Genomic DNA, 18,262 nt, shown 5'->3' with positions numbered 1-18,262 from the left:
TTACTTTTTCATTGCCGCGCTTTGCGGATTCAGATTGGTCAGGCGGCCGCTCTCTGTGCCGGCTGCTTCATCGATAACGGCATTGATCAGGCTCGGTTTGCCGGATGCGATTGCCTCGAGTAGTGCCTTCGTCAGTTCTTCCGGGGTGCTCGCGTGGTAGCCGATGCCGCCGAATGCCTCGATCATCCTGTCGTAGCGCGCACCCTTCACGAACACCGTAGGCGCGACGTCCTTGCCGCCCGTCGGGTTCACGTCGGTGCCGCGATATACGCCGTTGTTGTTGAATACGACCGTGCAAACCGGCAAGTCGTAACGGCAGATCGTTTCGAGTTCCATACCGCTGAATCCGAAGGCGCTGTCGCCTTCGATCGCGACCACCGGTTTGCCGGTCGTTACCGCCGCGCCGATCGCGAAACCCATACCGATACCCATGATTCCCCACGTGCCCGAATCGAAGCGTTTACGCGGCTCGGCCATGTCGATAATGCTGCGGGCGTAGTCGAGCGTGTTGGCACCTTCGTTGACGACGTTGATGTCCGGGCGCGTCTTCAGCACGTCACGGATCGCACGCAAAGCACTGTGGAAATTCATCGGAGACGGGTTCTTGTCGAGCGTAGCGGCCATCTTCGCGAGATTTCTGTTCTTGCGCTCGGCGATCGCACCGGTCCATTCGACACCCGGTTTTGCGAAATTCGCATCGAGGCCGGCGCGAAGTGCCGCCACGCACGAACCGATATCGCCGATCACCGGCGCGGCAATCGCGACATTGCTGTCGATTTCGGTTGGCGAGATATCGACCTGCACGAACTTCTTCGGCGCCGCGCCCCACGCGTTACCCTTGCCATGCGACAGCAGCCAGTTCAGACGCGCTCCGATCAGCAAGACAACATCGGCTTCCTGCAGCACGAACGAGCGCGCTGCCGATGCGGATTGCTCGTGCGTGTCGGGCAACAAGCCCTTGGCCATCGACATCGGCAGATACGGAATGCCGCTTTGTTCGACGAAAGCGCGGATTTCCGCGTCAGCTTGGGCATACGCCGCCCCCTTGCCGAGCAGGATCAGCGGACGTTTTGCGCTTTTCAGCACGTCGATCGCACGCTTGACCGATTCCGGCGCCGGCAACTGACGCGGCGCGGCGTCGACCACTTTCACCAGCGACTGCTGCGCCTTGACGGTGTCTAGCGTTTGAGCGAGCAGCCTGGCCGGTAAGTCCAGATAGACGCCACCCGGCCGGCCAGACACCGCTGCACGGATCGCCCGCGCCACGCCGATGCCGATGTCTTCTGCATGCAGCACGCGATATGCGGCCTTGGCGTAAGGCTTGGCCGCGTTCAACTGATCCATTTCCTCGTAATCTCCCTGCTGCAGATCGACGATTTCGCGTTCGCTCGAACCGCTGATCAGGATCATCGGAAAACAGTTCGTGGTTGCGTTGGCGAGGGCGGTCAAACCGTTGAGAAAGCCTGGCGCCGACACGGTCAGGCAAATGCCCGGCTTCTGCGTGATGTAGCCGGAAATCGCCGCCGCGTTGCCTGCGTGCTGTTCATGACGGAAGCCGATGAAACGCATCCCTTCCGCTTGTGCAAGCCGAGCCAGGTCGGTGATGGGAATACCGACCAGTCCGAAGATGGTGTTGATGTCGTTCAGTTTCAGCGCGTCGATGACGAGATGGAATCCATCGGTCGTTTCGCTTGCCTGTTGTTGTGACGTAGCGTCTGTTGTGGGCTGGTCGGCTTCTGCCATGACATCTCTCCTGGGTAGCGGGGCGTGATGAGTTGGATCGTGAGCGGCGTGCTCACGGGGTCATTCATTCAGACGAGCCGCCGGACGACGGTTGCAGCCGTGCCTCGGCGACGGCCACTCCGGCCGGCGCGCCTGAGTTTTCGATCCAGCGTTTTCTCATGGGGGCGAGAATGAATTTCGCGGATACGGCGGCCGCGATCGATATCACGGCCGCTGAGATAAACACGGTGCTCCATCCACCGTTCGCGGATAGCACCGATGCAACCGGCACCAGCATCGAAGCAGTCCCTTTCGCGGTGTAGAGCGTCCCCGCATTCGCTGCGGCGTATTTGCTGCCGAACGTGTCCGCACAGGTCGCCGGGAAGATCGAGAAGATTTCGCCCCAGCAAAGGAATACGGCGGCGGCGAAGAACATGAACGCGTACGGGTTATGGCCGAACTGCATCAGACCGAGCAGTGCGACGCCTTCGCCGAGAAAGATCATGAACATGGTGTTTTCACGGCCAATGCGGTCCGATAGAAAGCCGCACAGAGGGCGAGTGAAACCGTTGCACAGATTGTCGATGGACAGCGTCATCGTGAGAAGCGGTAGCGTGATACCCAGCAGGCTGACTGGCATTCTGGCGAAGCCGTATTCCTTGGCGATCGGTCCGAGCTGAGCGGTTGCAATGATGCCGCCGGCCGCGACGAATACGAACATCAGATAGAGCACCCAGAACAGCGGCGAACGGATCATTTCGCGGGACGTGTAGTCGATCTTGCTCGCGACAATACGTTTAGGCGCGACCGCGTAGGCAGGCGGTTTAGGCCGTACGAGCATGGTGGCGAGCAGCAGGATGCAGACGCCCTGGAAAATGCCGAAGAACATGAATGTATGCTCGTAGCCCGAACGCTGGATCATGTTGGCAATCGGAATCACCGTGACCGCTGCGCCGGCGCCGAAGCCTGCCGCCGTCAACCCGGCTGCGAGACCGCGCTTGTCCGGAAACCATTTGAGTGCCATCCCGACGCAGGTGCCATACACACAGCCCGCGCCGATACCGGCGATGACTGCCGCGATGTAGAGTTCGGTGAGACTGCTTGCATGAGCATTGATCATCCAGCCGATCGCCGCGCAGAGCGCGCCGCCGGTCACCACCGGGCGCGGTCCGAACTTGTCGACGAGCCAGCCTTCTACGGGAACGAGCCAGGTTTCGGTGACGATGAAGATGGTGAATGCGGTCTGGATTCCCGCCTGGCCCCAGTGGTGAGCGTTATCCATCGGGACGACGAACAGCGTCCACGCGTATTGCAGGTTCGCGACCAGCCCCATGCATAAGATGCCGATCGTGAGTTGAATCCACCGGTGATGCCAGAACGCTGGACGACCGCTCTCCGATCCGTTGGAATGTCCCATGTCTTTCGTCTCCTGTATTTTCCGTCGCACTCGAGCGGCGCGTTGGACTTACGTGATCGAATCGCTTCGTCGCTGCTATGTCTGCGAGCAAAGAGGCGCCAATGGTCGGCCAGAGAAAAGCGCACTAACGAAAGTTCTTACTCGTTGAACGCACAACAGTGGGGTGAAAGCTATTGGCGTGCAGCGGGTGTGAGGGGATGCTGCGCGAAAATGACGATAAGCGAAAGTTAAAACATTTTATGATTTGCATTAAGCATCCCTAATACAAGGAGCCGACGCATCCGACGAAGGACTTGTGCGCCCGTGTTGTCGCGGCCTTGGATATAGTCAGATCTATCGTGATGCTGGACCGGTGCGCGGTGCGATACGAGGGCGAGTGTCTTCCGCACCGTGACTGCGATACACGAAATTACATGTATAAGTGAAAACCTATCATTTTTCGAAAAAACTTTAATTATTGTTTATCTATCCGATCTTCTATTCTCGGTCATGCCATTTGCCGGAAGGAGACGACCATGAACCCCCCTCAATTCGATGCCCGAGACAGCGCGCATGATGCGGAAGTCGAGGCGCAACTTTGCGCCTATAACGCCGTTTTCGAAGAACTCGGCCTGCGCTTCCGTTGGGATGAGCGCACGCTGACGTCGCTGGCCGCAGTTCACGGCGAACAGGAACAGATTGCCGCGTACATTGAAGCGCATCATGCGCACTTGCTGAAAGCGTATAGCGCTGAGTTTTTGAGTCGGGCTATTCTCGACAGGAAAAAAGCCCGCTATCCGTCGCGCTTACAGAGGCGCATCGATAGTGTGCCGAATCCGAGCCACGTGATGCATCAACCACAGATGAACCGCCGGTCCGAGCGCACGTCGTACGAGACAGAGTTGCCAGCGCTGGCTGGCGTGTAGATCGCGCGCTACCTGCACGGCGCTGTGGTTTGCATGGCGTGGCCACTATCGGCTTTCTGCAAGTGCCGTGAAACAGATCATGCAAACGAAATCGACGGTGATACTGCTGGCCCTTGAATCGAAGGCTCTCGCAGACAGTTTAATTACCCGACAAAGCACTGATAAGCCTTCCGGATGAACTGCTGTAATGAACTTGTTGGTGAGATAGAACTCGATGCACTTCGGTGCCGCCTTCCGAGCCGTGGCCACTTTCCTTCATGCCGCCGAACGGCAGTTCCGTCGAGACGATGCGGTACTGGTTGATGCCAATCATGCCGGCTTCGAGCCCGTCCGCCACATCGATGGCCGTGCGCGCGTTGCTCGTGAACGCGTAGGCCGACAGGCCATAAGGGAGTCGGTTCGCTTCCGCGAGGCCGTCTGCGACCGCGTCGAATGGCATCAGCACCGCAATGGGACCGAACGGCTCTTCGTGCATGACGCGTGCATCCATCGGTACATCGGCAAGCACGGTGGGTTCGAAGAAGAAGCCGTCGCCTTCGATGCGCTTGCCGCCCGCAAGCACGCGCGCCCCGCGTGCCACTGCGTCAGCCACCAGGGCTTCCATCTTCGCCAGTTGGCGAGCGTTGGCGAGCGGGCCAACCTGCATGCCCGTCTGCATGCCGTCGCCGACCTTGAGCGCACGTGCTGCGCTCACGAAGTGCTCGACGAATTCGTCATAGACGCCGCGCTGAATCAGAAAGCGCGTCGAAGAGATACAGATCTGCCCAGTGCCGCGGAACCGGTTGGCGGCGCCTTCGACGGCCGCCTTCTGGACGTCGGCGTCGTCGAACACGAGCACGGGACCGTGCCCACCGAGTTCCAGTGTGATGGGCTTTACGCCCTCAACTGCGCGCGCCGACAGCAGACGTCCGATCGGCACCGAGCCCGTGAACGTCACCTTGCGGATGATCGGCGAGGCGATCAGGTGCTTCGAGACGTCGTCCGGCGGGACCACACTTTTGCGTGAACGACATGGACGCCATGGCCGTGGCTTTGCGCGACGGTGCCGGTATAGGACTGCTCGCCAGCTTCTACGCCATTGAAGACCTGCGCACCGGTGCGCTCGTACGCGTGCTGCCTGACTATCACACCCATTCGCGCAATGTCTACGCGGTCTACTCGTCGCGTCAGTTTGTGGACGCCAAGATCAAGCGGTTTGTCGACGCGCTGAAAACCCAGGTCGGTGGCGAACTCAGTGCGTTTGCGCGCGAACTCAATATAGAAACGGTGGATGCCCTCTAGATCCACCGTTTCGTGATTGACTGGTGCGCGGCCTGAAAACGGTTCAATCGCAGATTCCTATATGACCGATCCGCCCTGGAAACCAGCCATTCACGCGGTGAGACCCTGAGAGGCCGCTCAGGGTCGCTGAGAGCCGATCACATCAACAACGGGCTCACCGTCGAACGCCCTGGCGAGCCGCTCCGAGCCGTTCCACCGATCCTGCCGGTTTCAAACCGGTAATCGCCATCACCACGCCCGCCGCCATGAAAGCCCCAGCCATCATGACGGCCGCGTGCAGGCCGCTGACCAGGTTGCCGGCCGTTCCGACGGCAAGCGATCCGAAGACACCTACTCCGAGTGCGCCTCCAATTTGGCGCGCCGTGTTCAGCACGCCTGAAGCAATACCGACGGATCGCGGATCGACATTCGCAAGGACCGCAGTATTGATCGACGGAACCGCTAGCGCGACGCCGACACCGATCGCCAGCAATGGCGCCGTAATCGCCAGGTAACTGCTGCTGACCTCGATCAGTCCGAGCGACAGGAAGCCGGCCGCCGCCAGAGCCTGCCCGACCGCCATCGGAAGACGGTAGCCGAACCGTGCCGTGAGGGCGCCGGACACGAGGTTCGCCACGGTCACAACGGCGGTCATCGGTAAGAAGGCCAGGCCGGTCTCGAGCGGCGTATAGTGCCGCACGCTCTGGAAGAAGAGGCTCATCGCGAACATCAGCCCGTAATAGCCGAAGTTGAGCGACAGCCCGATCGCCGAACTCACATTGATGGCCGGTATCTGGAATAGTGAAAGCGGCAGCATCGGATGCCGTTGCCGCTTTTCCACCAGCACGAACAGTAGGCCGAACAGGACAGAACAAGCAACACCCGTCCGCACAGCCGGACTTCTCCAACCCAGGCTTCCGCTTTCGACGACGCCGAACATCAGCGCGGCGAGCGCAACCACCGCCAACATCTGCCCCGGCAGATCGAAGCGGCGCGCTGCGTCACGGACAGTATCGGGCGCATGGGCTAGCGTCAGCCAGATGCCGGCAACACCGAACGGCACGTTGATCAGAAAGATGCTCGGCCAGCCGAAACAGTCGACCAGCCCCCCTCCCACGACCGGACCGGCCCCGAGCGCGAGCGCGGCCGTTCCGGCCCAGATACTCACGGCCCTGGCTCGCGCCCGAGGGTCGGGAAAGCTCGCGTTGAGCAGCGATAGCGACGTCGGCACGCACAACGCAGCGCCGACGCCCTGAGCCGCCCGCGCCGTGACCAGCGTGGCCGCGCCGATTGCGAAGCCACATGCCACCGACGCCAAAGTAAATAATGCAAAGCCACTGACGAACACGCGCCGTGCCCCCAGCCGGTCACCGAGTGCGCCTGCGCTGAGCAGAAGGCAGGCAAAGGCGAGCGTGTAGGCATTGAGCACCCATTCCAGCTCCGCGGCGCTGGCGGATAAGGTTTCCCGAATGCGCGGGAGCGCGACGTTTACCACTGTGACGTCTAGACAGATGATGACGAAGCCAAGGCTGGCGGCGAGCAAGGCGAGGCGCGGCGATCGCGTCGAGGGTCTATGCATGATGAGCGGTCCGGGTTGGGCGCGATACGAACGGGACCGTTCGAGCGTTGGCCACGACGCACTTTAATTCCCCCGTTATCTTTGATAAAGCGTGTGCAGGTTGGCACAGAACCCACTAATATTGTGTAATGGATCTCCTCAAGGCAATGACTGTTTTCGTGCGCGTCGTCGAGTCCGGTAGCCTGACAGCCGCCGCGCTCGCGTGTGATCTGTCGCCCACCATGGTCGGCAACCACCTGCAGGCGCTGGAGGCCCGACTCGGCACACGACTGATCCACCGCACCACGCGCAAACAGCAGATCAGCGCGTTCGGGCGGGCTTACTATGACCGTTGTGTCGAAATTCTCGGCCTTGTCAACGACGCCGAAAGCCTGGCGCTCGATCATCTTGCGACCCCGCGCGGACGCTTGCGCATCACTGCACCTGTGATTTTCAGCAACGAGTGTCTGATCCCAGCAATTGCGGATTATTGCCGGCGCTACCCCGAGGTCCGGCTGGATGTCGTCGCCACCGATGCATTGACGGATTTGATTGAGGACGGATTCGAAGCGGCCATTCGCATCGGTACGCCGGGTAACCATGACCTCATTGCACGTCCTCTGCAGCCGTATCGCCTCGTGCTATGTGCGTCGCGCGCATACTTCGATTCGAACGGCGTACCGGCGACACCGGAGGAGCTTCGCTTCCACCAATGCCTCACCTACGCCTATCCACTTCGCTCCGAAATGCACGCGGCACAGCCCGAGTGGACGCTGTCTGGACCGAACGGAAGCGTAAGTGTGCCCATCGATGGACGCTTGAAGATCGACAATGCGGACGCCCTGCGCAGGGCCGTGCTTGCTGGCATGGGCATCGCAATGCTGCCCGCCATTCTCGTGGACACAGATCTCAAGACGAACCGGTTGCTCGAGGTACTGCCGTCTCATAGGCCCCCGGTCCGGTCGATCAATCTGCTCTATTTGCGCGATCGCCAGATGTCTCCGAAGCTTCGCAGTTTCATTGACTTTGTCGTGGAGCGATTCGGCAACATCTCCAATTCACCGGTTTGAATATACCCGCGGGTCGTCCGGCCGGGTGCGGCCACCAAGGGACGTTCGCTTGGCCGTTTGCCAGGACGCTCGAGCGGCGCCTTCCGCACTTGATACCGGCCATTCAAAGGCGCCATTCTGGCGTCGGATTGATTTTCAACCGCCCAAGTTTTGATTCAGCAGCGCAAACAACGCTTCCCACCCGCGCTCGGCGGCGGCATGGTCGTATACCGGGAAGTCCGGCACCATCCAACCGTGAGCGGCGGTGTAAATTTCCGCGCGGTAATTTACACCGGCTTCGACGAACGCCTTCTCCAGGCGCTCGGCCATCGCCGGCGGATAGCTGTCATCGTTCTCTGCGCTAGCGAGGTAGACCGCTGCTTTTAGGTTGGACGCGAGCAAGTGTGGACTGGTTGGCGCGTCGGTCGCCAGATTGCCACCATGGAAGCTGGCGACGGTCACAAAACGATCAGGATAGGTGGCCGCCGCGGTAATCGCCATACCGCCACCCATGCAAAAACCTATTGCGCCGACCTTGGTGCCCGTAACATCGCTGCGGGCATCGAGATAGGCCAGGAAGGCCTCGGTGTCATTCGCAGCCTTATCATTCCCTGTCGTAGCCATCAATGGGCCTAGAATTGCGCGCACGTCGCCCTTAAAGACTTCGTCTGGCACGAGGGTTTCGTAGGGGCCGTAGCGGTAGAAGAGGTCGGGGAGTAACACGACGTAGCCGGCGTTTGCAACACGCTGTGCCATCTCAAGCACCGCAGGCCTGATCCCGCCAGCGTCCATAAAGAAAATCACCGGTGACCACGGCCCCTCGCCAGCAGGCGTCATAATATTCGCGGGGCATTCGCCGTCGCGAGTTCGAATAGTCACCTGTTCGTGGGGCATGAAATTCTCCTATTGCCGATAGGTGTGCCGAGAGTAGTCTATCGTCAACATCCGTCTCTGTTCAGCAGTGTGCATTTAACCTCCTGAGTCATTAAACCGATCCCTCGTTTCGCCAAACGTCTAATGGTCAGGGAATGGCCGTTGTACCTTGGAAGCTGTCGTCAAGACGGTGCTATGTCGAACGGCGTTTGTGGGTCGACTTGAGCCGGTCGCCGTCGCCGGCATCGTCCGTTCGACAGCCCGGCCTGACTGGGTCCAGGTTACACCGTCGCAGGGACATGGCTAGAAAGATTCTCTTCATATCTCAATGGCTGTATTTCGGCCGCCAAGTCGCCTTATGCAAATCAAGCCGCTGCAATGGATCTGACAGCGCGAGTTGAGGATTTTTTTTCCAGTCCGAACGAAATAAAAACGTCAATTCGCCTCAGTCCGAATTAAAGGTGTCACTTCGCATCGCGCGGCTTGAAATATGTCGCAATGCACTGATTTGTCAAGAAATTCCCTTGCAACAAGGCCGCTTGTTAAAAAGCTGAAGGAAGTCTTCCCAGAAAATTGCATGGGCTCGTAACCGATGCGCCTGGGAAAGTACAACACATTGAAGATTGCCTATTCAGACTGCGTAGTTGGCGCTGCACCGTCCGACACCTCATTTCCCTTCGCGCGCATGCATTCCAGGTACGCGAGATAGTATCTTTGCTGCACATTCAGTTGTGCCCGTGACACGTTGGCATCGCTCTGAGCGCGGGTGTCCACGCCGCGCGCCAGCTGCTCTCTCGCATACTGTTTGCACTGCGCATCGTCCCGCAGAAAGACGGTGAATGGCTTGTCGCGCCCCGGCTTCACAGCTACAGCCGGCCCAATTGGCTGCGACACGCATCCGGTGACAACCCCGGAAATCGTTACGGCAATCTGGACTCGGCAGAGAATACTCACGGCGTCCGTCCTTATCCGAAGCTCAAAAAGCATCTGTAGCCCAGTACACGCAATAGTGATAGCAGGACCATCACCATTGCAAGTCCCCTGGCTGCCATATCCGGGGCCCTGCCAGCCGATATTGACCCATCACCGCGTGCGGGCTCTTTCCGGCCACAAGCCGACGTTCGAATGCGTCGTCGGTCGGACGTTCAGGCGTCGGCTCCGCTTTAGTCAACGGACGGCGAAGCCGGGTTCCTGCTGGTCAGAGCAATTTGCAGACCTCGTCAAAATCTAGGCGTGGGCTGCGCGGGAACAGCCCTGCCGGATCACCATAGCCCAGATTGCAGAGGAAATTCGACTTGATGTGGCTGTCGGGAAAGTACTCCTGCTGGAAGGTGCCCTCCTGTGCGCTCGCAGGAAAAAATTCATGATCAACTTTTGCATGATCGAACCCGGACATCGGACCACAATCCAGTCCGAGCGAGCGGGCAGCCAGGACGAAATAGGCCCCTTGTAGCGAGCTATTGCGCCGTGCCGTGACCTCGGCCAGTTCCGGTGTGTCGGCGAACCAGGCTCGCGCATCTGCGTGCGGGAAGAGTTTGGGCAGCTTGTCATAGAACTTGCCGTCATAAGCGATGATGGCTGTCACCGGTGCGCTCATCGTCTTGTCGGTATTGCCTGGTGCCAATGCCGGCAGAAGTCGTTGCTTCGCATCCTGAGTGCGCAGGAACAGAATACGTGCTGGGCTGCAGTTTGCGCTCGTTGGGCACCACTTCATCAGCTCGTAGAGTTCGCGCAATGTGTCATCACTGACCGGCTTAGGCAGCCAGCTATTGTGGGTTCTCGAGCCTGACGGAACAGCAGATCCATCCCCCCTCCATTCAATCGTTTCTCCATATTTGCCTCCCAGCGGAAACGGACGTTGCAAGTTGCCTTCCTGCATCAACAACCACGAATTGTTGGAGGGCCGTACGCCGTCCAAGCGTTTCGTGAACATCACGCAGCAGATCATCGATGATCTGAGCGCAGCCCCGTTCGGGTGTTATAGACGTACCACGCGTCGTCCATGGAAAAATTTGCGCGGTCGGGTACCAGTGACGCTTCGGGGAGCACCCTGCTGGACTGTAAGGAAGTCGGCATTTCCGAGCAGATCAGTCTGACTCCGATCACTTTCGAACGAGAGAAGGTGTAGCGACGCGTTGCCCGCCTCAATTAACCGTTGCAAAGGGTCACAGCTTACGCGCGACCATCACGGCGCCGCGATCCAGCTCCGTGCGAGCAGAGTATGTCAGATGTCCCTGCGCTGTCTCACGCTAACGTTCAATGCCGCTATTCCCGGTAGCGGCGTCTCCCGCGCACAATCCGGCTTGGTGACACTCAGAAGCTGCGGCTTCCTCTGTCTGATTCGAAACCGGCACCCCGAGAGAGGTTGTGTCGAAAAACAATCCAGGGTCTCTTACTTCTTTACTTCGACAGATGCAGCTTCTTCGATAGCACGATACCCCGCTGCGGGCTCACCAGCCAGATGGCGTGAATGTTGGTGTACAGCGTCGAGGTTCTTGTTGTGATGTCTGTGGGCTCGTCGTCGCTGGGATCGCTATGTTCGCGTCGGTCGGTCAGGTAAGGCGGCGCCATGCTACACATCAGCACAATCGCGAAGTCTCCATTCGCTTCGTAGAACGCCGACTGCGAGAGTGTCACGCGTCCGTGAACCCTGGTTTTGCTCCGTTCGCCGGACTTGAGCTCAATCAGATCGATATGTTGGATGTACCCCTTGGCCTTCGCCTCCGGCGCCACCACAAGCCCTCGACCGCGTGGTCCGGTTATGGTCTTCTTGAGCAGGATCACTCCCGGAGTGTCGTCATCGGATAGATCTACGTTTACCGTCAACAGGTGCGTCTTTGACTGATATCGTATTCCGTAGGGCGCCGGTACGACGAAAGCCAGGTCGCGGTCGAGACTGGCTTTCGGCAAGTCGAGATCGCTTGGCGCCTTAAGGACAGGGACGTGGATCAGGTTCCTGATGCGATCGCTCAACGAAGGCGAGTTGGCATTGAAGCTCTGGTCCGCCAAGGCGTCCCTGATGGCAACCGGGTCGTCGCCCACGAAAGGCCGAGTCGACAGGACATCTGCAGAGGCAGAAATTTCAGGCTCAGTCGCACGGGTAACAGTGGCTGAGTCTGCCGACGTCCCGGCGTGCGCCAGCAGCGACATGCAAATCAGGGCGCAAGCGGCGTTCGAACGGACCAACATGGTTTTAAGATCAGCCACGACAAACCCCTCTAGGATGAAGGCAGTCTATCGCAAAGCCTTCCACGGTCAACTCGACCGCGCGACAGCGGCCGTAGGCACCCGCTTGATCCGTTCTTCGTCAGCTCAGCAATCCCAACGGCAGGTATAAAGGCCGAGAACTTCCCGGCTAAGACGGCTGCTCGAATGGCTGTTCCACTTTGGAAGCTGCCGTAGCGATCGCGTCGGGTCGAAGGGCAGATGTGGGTCGTAAGTACGCGTTGGGGATGGCGAGACGCGTCGCTCACGACCGCTGAGGGTGTGAGCGGCCGGAGAGTGTCGTGAAGCCGACCGACCACAGCCAATAGCTGACCGTCGGCAATGGCCGAACTACTGTCCCGGAGGCGGCAGCGGCCAGATGATTGGACCACTCTGTTCACTCTCGTTGGATGGTCGGTCGCGCGACCGGGAGCTGTGGGGACGGCGTATGTCTTTGACGGATGTCGGGCGCGTGCAGTTAGCAAACCGGTCCTGGTCAAGAAGACATCGACCAGTGGTCCGACGGTCACCCGAGGGCACCTATGTCCGCCGCCCTAGTGCTGACCATTCCCCCCGAGTGTCCCGGGTCACTCCGTGACCGGTCGCTTGAAGACATGGACGTGGTGGTAACGCAAATATTCGATCTGCGCTTCGTTGAACGGCCCCGTCTCAACGTTTTCAGGCAGGTTCCAGAGTCGCAGCGCTTCCTCGGGCAGAAAGGGCGAGGTAATCAGCTTTCCTGTTTCGTCGAAAGTAATCCACCCGCCATCGAACAGGTGGTCGACGTGCGGGGCCAACAACAAGCCATTGCTGCCGTCCAGTCGCTCCGAGTTTGTCGCGTTTCGCCACGGTTTGATGTGGCTCGCGCGCAGCATGTCGGGGTGGGAGACGTACGTAAGGCGGCACTTGGGTTCGATCCGTCGCACTGCCTCCCTGAAACGTCCCTGTCCCACCCGGGCGCGAATGAGTTGAGTCTTTTCAGTCTCCGGTATCGAGGGGTCGCGTCGTATCGCCGCAATCATTTCGTCGTCAGAGCGGAGTTGCCGCTCGCTCGAGGCCTCCTCAGCCTTGAGCGTCAATAGGCCTTTCAGCGGATCTTTGCTGACCTGGCAAATCGTTGCTAGCAACGGCTCGGCTCCTACGGCCTGCATTTCGTCGAGGGAACAGGTAAAGTCGGTGTTCCAATCCACCGCGATTCGGAAAACGGCCGAATACGAATCGCCATACAGTTCCTTGTGGCCGGGGTGAGAGATGCGATCCCACTCGGCAAGTGCAGTGCCGAGGCCGATATACCCCCGGCGGGAGCCAAGATAACGGCTTTCATACGCGAATACCAAGTCGCCAGGCCTGATTTTGCTGAGAGCATTCGAATACGTTTTGAGGCTGCGGTCGTCGTACGGGGTCAGAAAAGCGAAGCCGTCCCGAAGCCAAAATTCGAAAGGATTTCCGGAGTCACCTTGATGAACATCGTAATAGCTTTTGATGTCGACTATCTGACGTTGCTGTGTGTTTCGAAATCAAGGCTTCTGTTAAAGCGGGGATTCGTTATTGCCGGCGGTTTTCTGCCCGAAATTCCAAGCCGGGGTGCGGACTGACCCGCCGCTGGTCGGCGGCAGTCCGAACCGGCCACCGTGGCTGACGCGTAATCGACTTCGCCCGCGTACGCGGCGGGCGCAAGAATCGCGTGCACTAGGTCAACGTGTCCACAGCGATCTCGATCCCAAATCGCTCGGCCAGCGGGCGAAGCACGGCGTCGTCAGCGGCGCATAGCGCGACCGCGCGCACAGATCGAGGCGCATAGCGATCCTCGATCAGCACTCGCGAAAACAGGGCCTGCCCCAAAAGGTACATCCCGAGCCGCTTTGCCTTTGCTTGCACAACGATGACGTCGTGCCCATCAAGACTTAGCCGCTCGGATCGGGACGCGATCCTATGCTCACCGTCCGCGATGACAACTGCATCGATCAGCCGCCGACCGACCCCCGGGCCGCTTGGCACGATGAGATACTCCTCCACCAGAGTTCCACCAACGCGCTCCCAGTAGCGCCGAGTCATTGGTGTCTCATGTCTGCTCATGACGCGGCCCTCGGTTGCGAACGGTCACTTGGTCGTACGCGAGCGGTCTTATCCGCTACGGGCGCCCGCATCGCCGCGTTAGCTCACCCCCGCGCGGCTGCTTTCTGGGCTATTGCGCGGACTTCAGAGAGCGCACCGCCGCAGCGATGTATCTCGGAAATATCTCGCGGAACTTGAGCAAGTGCACGACGAGCCATTGCGAGATGCTAACGAGTTTGCTGGTCTCCGCGTTGATCGTACCATCGCCGTATATTGCGATCCGGCAGGCACGTCGCGTATCGAGGCGCTCCCATTCGAGCGGTTCGCCGAACTCCCGCTCGATCGCATCCTTTTGCTGAAGAAGCAGATCAAACAGCGCCTCGTTCTGTGCCTTATCCTGCGTGTCGATGTAGATCTCAGCTTTCACACGGTCGTCGTTCGTGAAGTTGACCGAATACTTGTATACCCTGCTGTTTTCCGAGGAGAACGAATACCAGTTCTGTGGCTGTCCCATCCTCGCATTCGTGAACGCATGCTTTTCTCGAAGCTCATCGAGAAGCCCCTGGAAGAAACTCTGATATCGGCGCTTAAGATCGCTGACTTCCCCAGAGTCGATTTGGTCGGCAATAGGTGCTTCAGTGGGCGCGCACACGACTTTGAAGTTGAGCGCCGGTCTGGACTCGTCGATTTTCAGCCGTGCTGCCTCTACCGCAAACAGTTGCAGAGACTCCACTCGCCTCCGAGCATCCAGCGCACCGCCGATAGCCTGCCGTTGAGCGTGCCCCACTCAAAGTCGCTCCAGGGGCCGAGTTTTTCGATGCCCACTTCTTCGAAGTAACTGATGGCCCAACGACTGCAGCGGATCCGATAACGGCCCTTGGCCAGCGATCGGTCCAACGACCGCATTGGCCGAATTTTTGTCACTGATCGGCGCTATCTCGCGACTGCTGGAGCCTGAGACCGGGCGTTTAACCTCTCGCGCCGCGACCGGCGGCGGAGCGGTCGAAAGCCGCCTGTCGAGTCCGACGATGAGGCGAGTACCCGAGTCGCTCCGCATAGCGACGCTTGGAAAACAAAAAGGCCCGCACAAGGGGCGGGCGGCCTTCTGCAGTCACTTCAGAGGGCCGGTGGGGTTGAGGGTGGCTGGCCGCGATAAGCGGCGTTATCGCGGCAATCGGTTCAACTTTTGCCGTTCATGAGCGGGACTTGGTTCGCCGGTTCGTTCGTGCGGGTGTTTTGGGACGGGCAAAGCGTCCAGAGAGTTGAGTTCGAGTGATTCGGGTGCCGCTACGTCCGCGCTCGGACGTTGATCGACGAACGCTTCGCATCGCAACTCTATCCCTTGTCGAACAGACTTGAAACATGCGAGATCGTTTTCGCGGCCAGAACCAGCAATGCACCAGCGATGCTGTAATCGACGTGATGCATAACGTCGGCCAGATAGAAAACGGATAGCGCAATGATCGGGTGGTACATCGCACGGCTTATCAGGCGTTTCATCGGTGTCTCACGCTACTGTGTTTGCGCGAAGCGGTCAGTTGCTGTGCTTGAACCGATTCGTGCAAGTTGGGTGACGCGCCAGGTGTCCAGAGTCCGAGGAAGGCTTGTTGGCGAAGTACGGATGACGCCGATCCGTGATGTTCCTTCCTGTCATGAACTCTGCCCGCGGCAAGCCATTGCCGTCCTGCCCGTGCGTCGATCTTTCTTGTCCGATCGTCCACTTCTTGCCGATGCATCGCGTGCGCAGTGCGGGCGTCCACAAAGATCGTCCTGTCATCCTGGCGAAGCGCACGTTCCGTGGTGCGCTTTTTGCCAGGCGCGAGTCTTCAACGGACCCGCAAAGCGTTTCATAAGCCTCGCGAAAAACGTCAGTAAGGGAATTGTCATCAAGTGAGGTTGCGGGTATAACATGGAGCCCTTGGCCATCCTGAAGAATGAACGGCGGCCAGGTTTCTCGCCCGGGAAATCGCATTTCACGCGAGCTATCCATGGATGCAGTCTCTGATGTTCTGCGCGCTGTTCGCCTGAGCGGCGCCGTGTTTCTGAACGGGACACTCACCGCGCCGTGGTGTCTGATCGGTCGCACCGATGCATCGCTCTGCGGCGCTTACTTGCCGCCTTCCGAGCGCGTCGTTTCTTATCATCTGATCATAGAGGGGAGTTGCTGGGCGACGCTGGCCGACGATCCCGGTTCGGCGATTCACGTCCATGCCGGCGAACTGATCGTGGTGCCTCAGGGTGAAACGCACATCATCGGCAGCGCGATCGATATCTCCCCTGTGCCGTCGGACTCGCTACTGGCCGGGCAGATGGCGACAGCACCCGGTGAAGTGATGACGCTGTCCTATGGCGGCGGGGGCGCTGTGACGCGCATCGTGTGCGGCTTTCTGGCCTGCGACGATACTTTGAGCAATCCGCTGCTCTCATCGCTGCCGCGACTGTTCAAGATCGATATGCGCCAGGATCCGCGTGCGGCATGGCTCGAGTCGTCTCTCAAACTTGCTGCCGCGGAAGCGGCCGACTCGCGCGCGGGCGGCACGATTGTGCTTGCCAGGCTATCGGAACTGCTGTTTGTCGAAGCAATCCGTAGCTGTATTGAAGCGCTACCTGATAACCAGACCGGGTGGCTCGCCGGCGTGCGTGACCGCTACGTTGGGCGCGCGCTCTCGCTGCTTCATGCGCAGGCGGCGCATGCGTGGACCGTCGAGGAACTTGCGCGCAAAGTGGGCCTATCGCGTTCCGCGTTGGCGCAACGCTTTACCGATCTTCTGGGGCAGCCGCCCATGCAATACCTCGCGAGATGGCGCATGCAGATTGCGGCGCACGAACTTCTGATCGGTAGCAAGCCGCTCAACGCCGTTGCGGAACAGATTGGCTATGAGTCGGAAGCCGCATTCAGTCGCGCGTTCAGACGCGAATTCGGCATGCCGCCGGCCGGCTGGCGCAAGAGCAAAGGAAAGTCCAACGGCGTGGCCACATCAGCGCAGCACGCGCAACCTACGCATGGCGTTTCCGCACTGCGGGATCAGTGATGCCTGCCGTGACGCGCCGCGCTGTCTCTACCCACTCAATCGTCGACCTGTGCGACCAACGTGACGAAACGGCGTTTCAGTCATATCGTCCGGCGGCTCGATCATAGAACTTCAAGACTCCCAATCGTAAATTGAGCGTGCCGGAAAGCCAGATCATTCGACTGGCTCTGCCCGGTGAATCGACACTCAACGCTAGACCGCGTGGCGGTCCATATTGGGAGAACTTCCATGAACGCAGTATTGCAGCTGTCCGATCGCGATCGCTACGCCCGATGCATTCGCGCTTCGAAGATGGTCAGTTGGGACATCGACCGTGACGTGATCGGAGGCCGTACCTTCGACATGTCCCAGAAGTATTTGCCGGACGGGCTGTCGCTGGTGCCGGATTTCATCATGCTCTCGGAGGCTGAGAAGCGGTTCGTCAGCCAGATTCAGGGGCGCACATACGCGAACGTGTTCGGGCTCGTCGAGCGCTTCATTAACGCCAAGGTGCTGGAAGTGAGCCGCGACTACTGGCTCGGCGATCAGGTGGCGCTCGAAGCGCTCGTGCGTTTCAGCGACGAAGAGCTTAAACACCAGGCGCTGTTTCGCCGCATCGAAAAAATGATCGGCGAAACGCTGCCCGCGGGTTACCACTTCGACGTCGATGCCGATGCGCTTGCCGCCGTGGTCCTCGGCAAGAGCACCTGGGCGGTGCTGGCCATGACGCTGCATATTGAACTCTTCTCGCAAATTCACTACCGCCAGAGCATTCATCCTGACGATCAGTTATCGGAGCTGTTCAAGGATGTATTTCTGTACCACTGGAAGGAAGAAAGTCAGCACGCCATTCTCGATGAACTGGAATGGAAGCGGCACGACGCTACGCTGACAGATGCGGCGCGCGACAACGCGGTCAACGAGTTCATCGACCTGATGATTGCGATCGATGGCATTTTGCGCGGGCAGGCGACAGCGGACTCGCGGTATTTCATCGCGAACTGCGGGCGTGCCGTCGTCGAGGCAGAAGCCATGTCGATCGAAGCGAATTTCCATCATGCCTACCGGTGGCAGTACCTCCATTCCGGTATGCATCACCCCCATTTCGCGGAAGTGCTCGATCGGCTCGTCTCCGAAGAGCAGGGGATGCGTATCCGGGCCGCACTCGCCACACTGCATTGAGCGAGCCCGAACGCACACGAATCATC

The 18,262-nt window shown here is 59.4% G+C and carries 15 protein-coding genes and 2 pseudogenes; 5 read left to right on the top strand and 12 right to left on the bottom strand.

Features of this window, described 5'->3' with window-relative positions:
- The gene (gene oxc, locus F6X39_RS03435; RefSeq protein WP_187615567.1) at positions 1-1,743 is read right to left on the bottom strand and encodes an oxalyl-CoA decarboxylase; all 1,743 of its coding nucleotides are present in this window, start codon (positions 1,741-1,743) and stop codon (positions 1-3) included.
- Between the two features lie 64 nt (positions 1,744-1,807).
- On the bottom strand, positions 1,808-3,139 hold the full coding sequence (gene oxlT / locus F6X39_RS03430) for an oxalate/formate MFS antiporter (RefSeq protein WP_187615566.1): 1,332 nt from the start codon (positions 3,137-3,139) through the stop codon (positions 1,808-1,810).
- A gap of 515 nt (positions 3,140-3,654) precedes the next feature.
- Here oxlT and F6X39_RS03425 point away from each other — a divergent pair.
- Complete coding sequence (locus tag F6X39_RS03425; RefSeq protein WP_187615565.1) at positions 3,655-4,044, top strand: hypothetical protein; 390 nt, start codon at positions 3,655-3,657, stop codon at positions 4,042-4,044.
- A 183-nt stretch (positions 4,045-4,227) separates the two neighbouring features.
- Here the strand turns inward: F6X39_RS03425 and F6X39_RS03420 are convergent.
- A pseudogene (locus F6X39_RS03420) lies at positions 4,228-5,029 on the bottom strand (aldehyde dehydrogenase family protein); the annotation flags it as partial.
- A gap of 26 nt (positions 5,030-5,055) precedes the next feature.
- On the opposite strand from F6X39_RS03420, the gene F6X39_RS03415 reads away from it, so the two are divergent.
- Positions 5,056-5,325, top strand: a complete 270-nt coding sequence (locus F6X39_RS03415; protein WP_222945105.1) for a LysR substrate-binding domain-containing protein — start codon at positions 5,056-5,058, stop codon at positions 5,323-5,325.
- A 154-nt stretch (positions 5,326-5,479) separates the two neighbouring features.
- Here the strand turns inward: F6X39_RS03415 and F6X39_RS03410 are convergent, their stop codons facing one another.
- Positions 5,480-6,883, bottom strand: a complete 1,404-nt coding sequence (locus F6X39_RS03410) for an MFS transporter (RefSeq protein ID WP_187615563.1) — start codon at positions 6,881-6,883, stop codon at positions 5,480-5,482.
- Positions 6,884-7,011: 128 nt separating this feature from the next.
- Between F6X39_RS03410 and F6X39_RS03405 the strand changes: the two genes are divergently transcribed.
- On the top strand, positions 7,012-7,932 hold the full coding sequence (locus F6X39_RS03405; RefSeq protein WP_187615562.1) for a LysR family transcriptional regulator: 921 nt from the start codon (positions 7,012-7,014) through the stop codon (positions 7,930-7,932).
- 135 nt (positions 7,933-8,067) lie between these two features.
- Here F6X39_RS03405 and F6X39_RS03400 read toward each other — a convergent pair whose 3' ends face one another.
- From F6X39_RS03400 to F6X39_RS03365, 8 genes and pseudogenes are all read right to left on the bottom strand, one after another.
- Complete coding sequence (locus F6X39_RS03400; RefSeq protein WP_187615561.1) at positions 8,068-8,805, bottom strand: dienelactone hydrolase family protein; 738 nt, start codon at positions 8,803-8,805, stop codon at positions 8,068-8,070.
- A 606-nt stretch (positions 8,806-9,411) separates the two neighbouring features.
- Positions 9,412-9,738, bottom strand: coding sequence for a hypothetical protein (locus F6X39_RS03395; protein ID WP_187615560.1), 327 nt, complete (start codon positions 9,736-9,738; stop codon positions 9,412-9,414).
- Positions 9,739-9,982: 244 nt separating this feature from the next.
- Positions 9,983-10,617 (bottom strand): annotated as a pseudogene (locus tag F6X39_RS03390) (malonic semialdehyde reductase).
- Between the two features lie 567 nt (positions 10,618-11,184).
- Entirely contained in the window at positions 11,185-11,973 is a 789-nt protein-coding gene (locus F6X39_RS03385; RefSeq protein WP_187615709.1) for a hypothetical protein, read from the bottom strand.
- A gap of 602 nt (positions 11,974-12,575) precedes the next feature.
- Positions 12,576-13,325 carry an HNH endonuclease gene (locus tag F6X39_RS03380; protein ID WP_222945099.1) on the bottom strand — a complete coding sequence of 250 codons (750 nt, stop codon included), beginning with the start codon at positions 13,323-13,325 and terminating at the stop codon, positions 12,576-12,578.
- A 352-nt stretch (positions 13,326-13,677) separates the two neighbouring features.
- Positions 13,678-14,043, bottom strand: coding sequence for a hypothetical protein (locus F6X39_RS03375; protein WP_187615559.1), 366 nt, complete (start codon positions 14,041-14,043; stop codon positions 13,678-13,680).
- A gap of 130 nt (positions 14,044-14,173) precedes the next feature.
- Positions 14,174-14,776: a DUF4268 domain-containing protein gene (locus F6X39_RS03370; RefSeq protein WP_316251645.1), complete on the bottom strand. Its 603-nt coding sequence runs from the start codon at positions 14,774-14,776 to the stop codon at positions 14,174-14,176.
- A gap of 602 nt (positions 14,777-15,378) precedes the next feature.
- The gene (locus tag F6X39_RS03365) at positions 15,379-15,543 is read right to left on the bottom strand and encodes a hypothetical protein (protein ID WP_187615558.1); all 165 of its coding nucleotides are present in this window, start codon (positions 15,541-15,543) and stop codon (positions 15,379-15,381) included.
- Positions 15,544-16,031: 488 nt separating this feature from the next.
- On the opposite strand from F6X39_RS03365, the gene F6X39_RS03360 reads away from it, so the two are divergent.
- Positions 16,032-17,075, top strand: coding sequence for an AraC family transcriptional regulator (locus F6X39_RS03360; RefSeq protein ID WP_187615707.1), 1,044 nt, complete (start codon positions 16,032-16,034; stop codon positions 17,073-17,075).
- Positions 17,076-17,303: 228 nt separating this feature from the next.
- Entirely contained in the window at positions 17,304-18,236 is a 933-nt protein-coding gene (locus F6X39_RS03355; protein WP_187615706.1) for a hypothetical protein, read from the top strand.
- Positions 18,237-18,262: the final 26 nt, after the last annotated feature.

Origin of the sequence: Paraburkholderia sp. UCT2, assembly GCF_014397665.1 — a bacterium.
In the GTDB taxonomy this organism is placed as follows: domain Bacteria; phylum Pseudomonadota; class Gammaproteobacteria; order Burkholderiales; family Burkholderiaceae; genus Paraburkholderia; species Paraburkholderia tuberum.
This window is presented reverse-complemented; position numbering and strand designations above follow the sequence as displayed.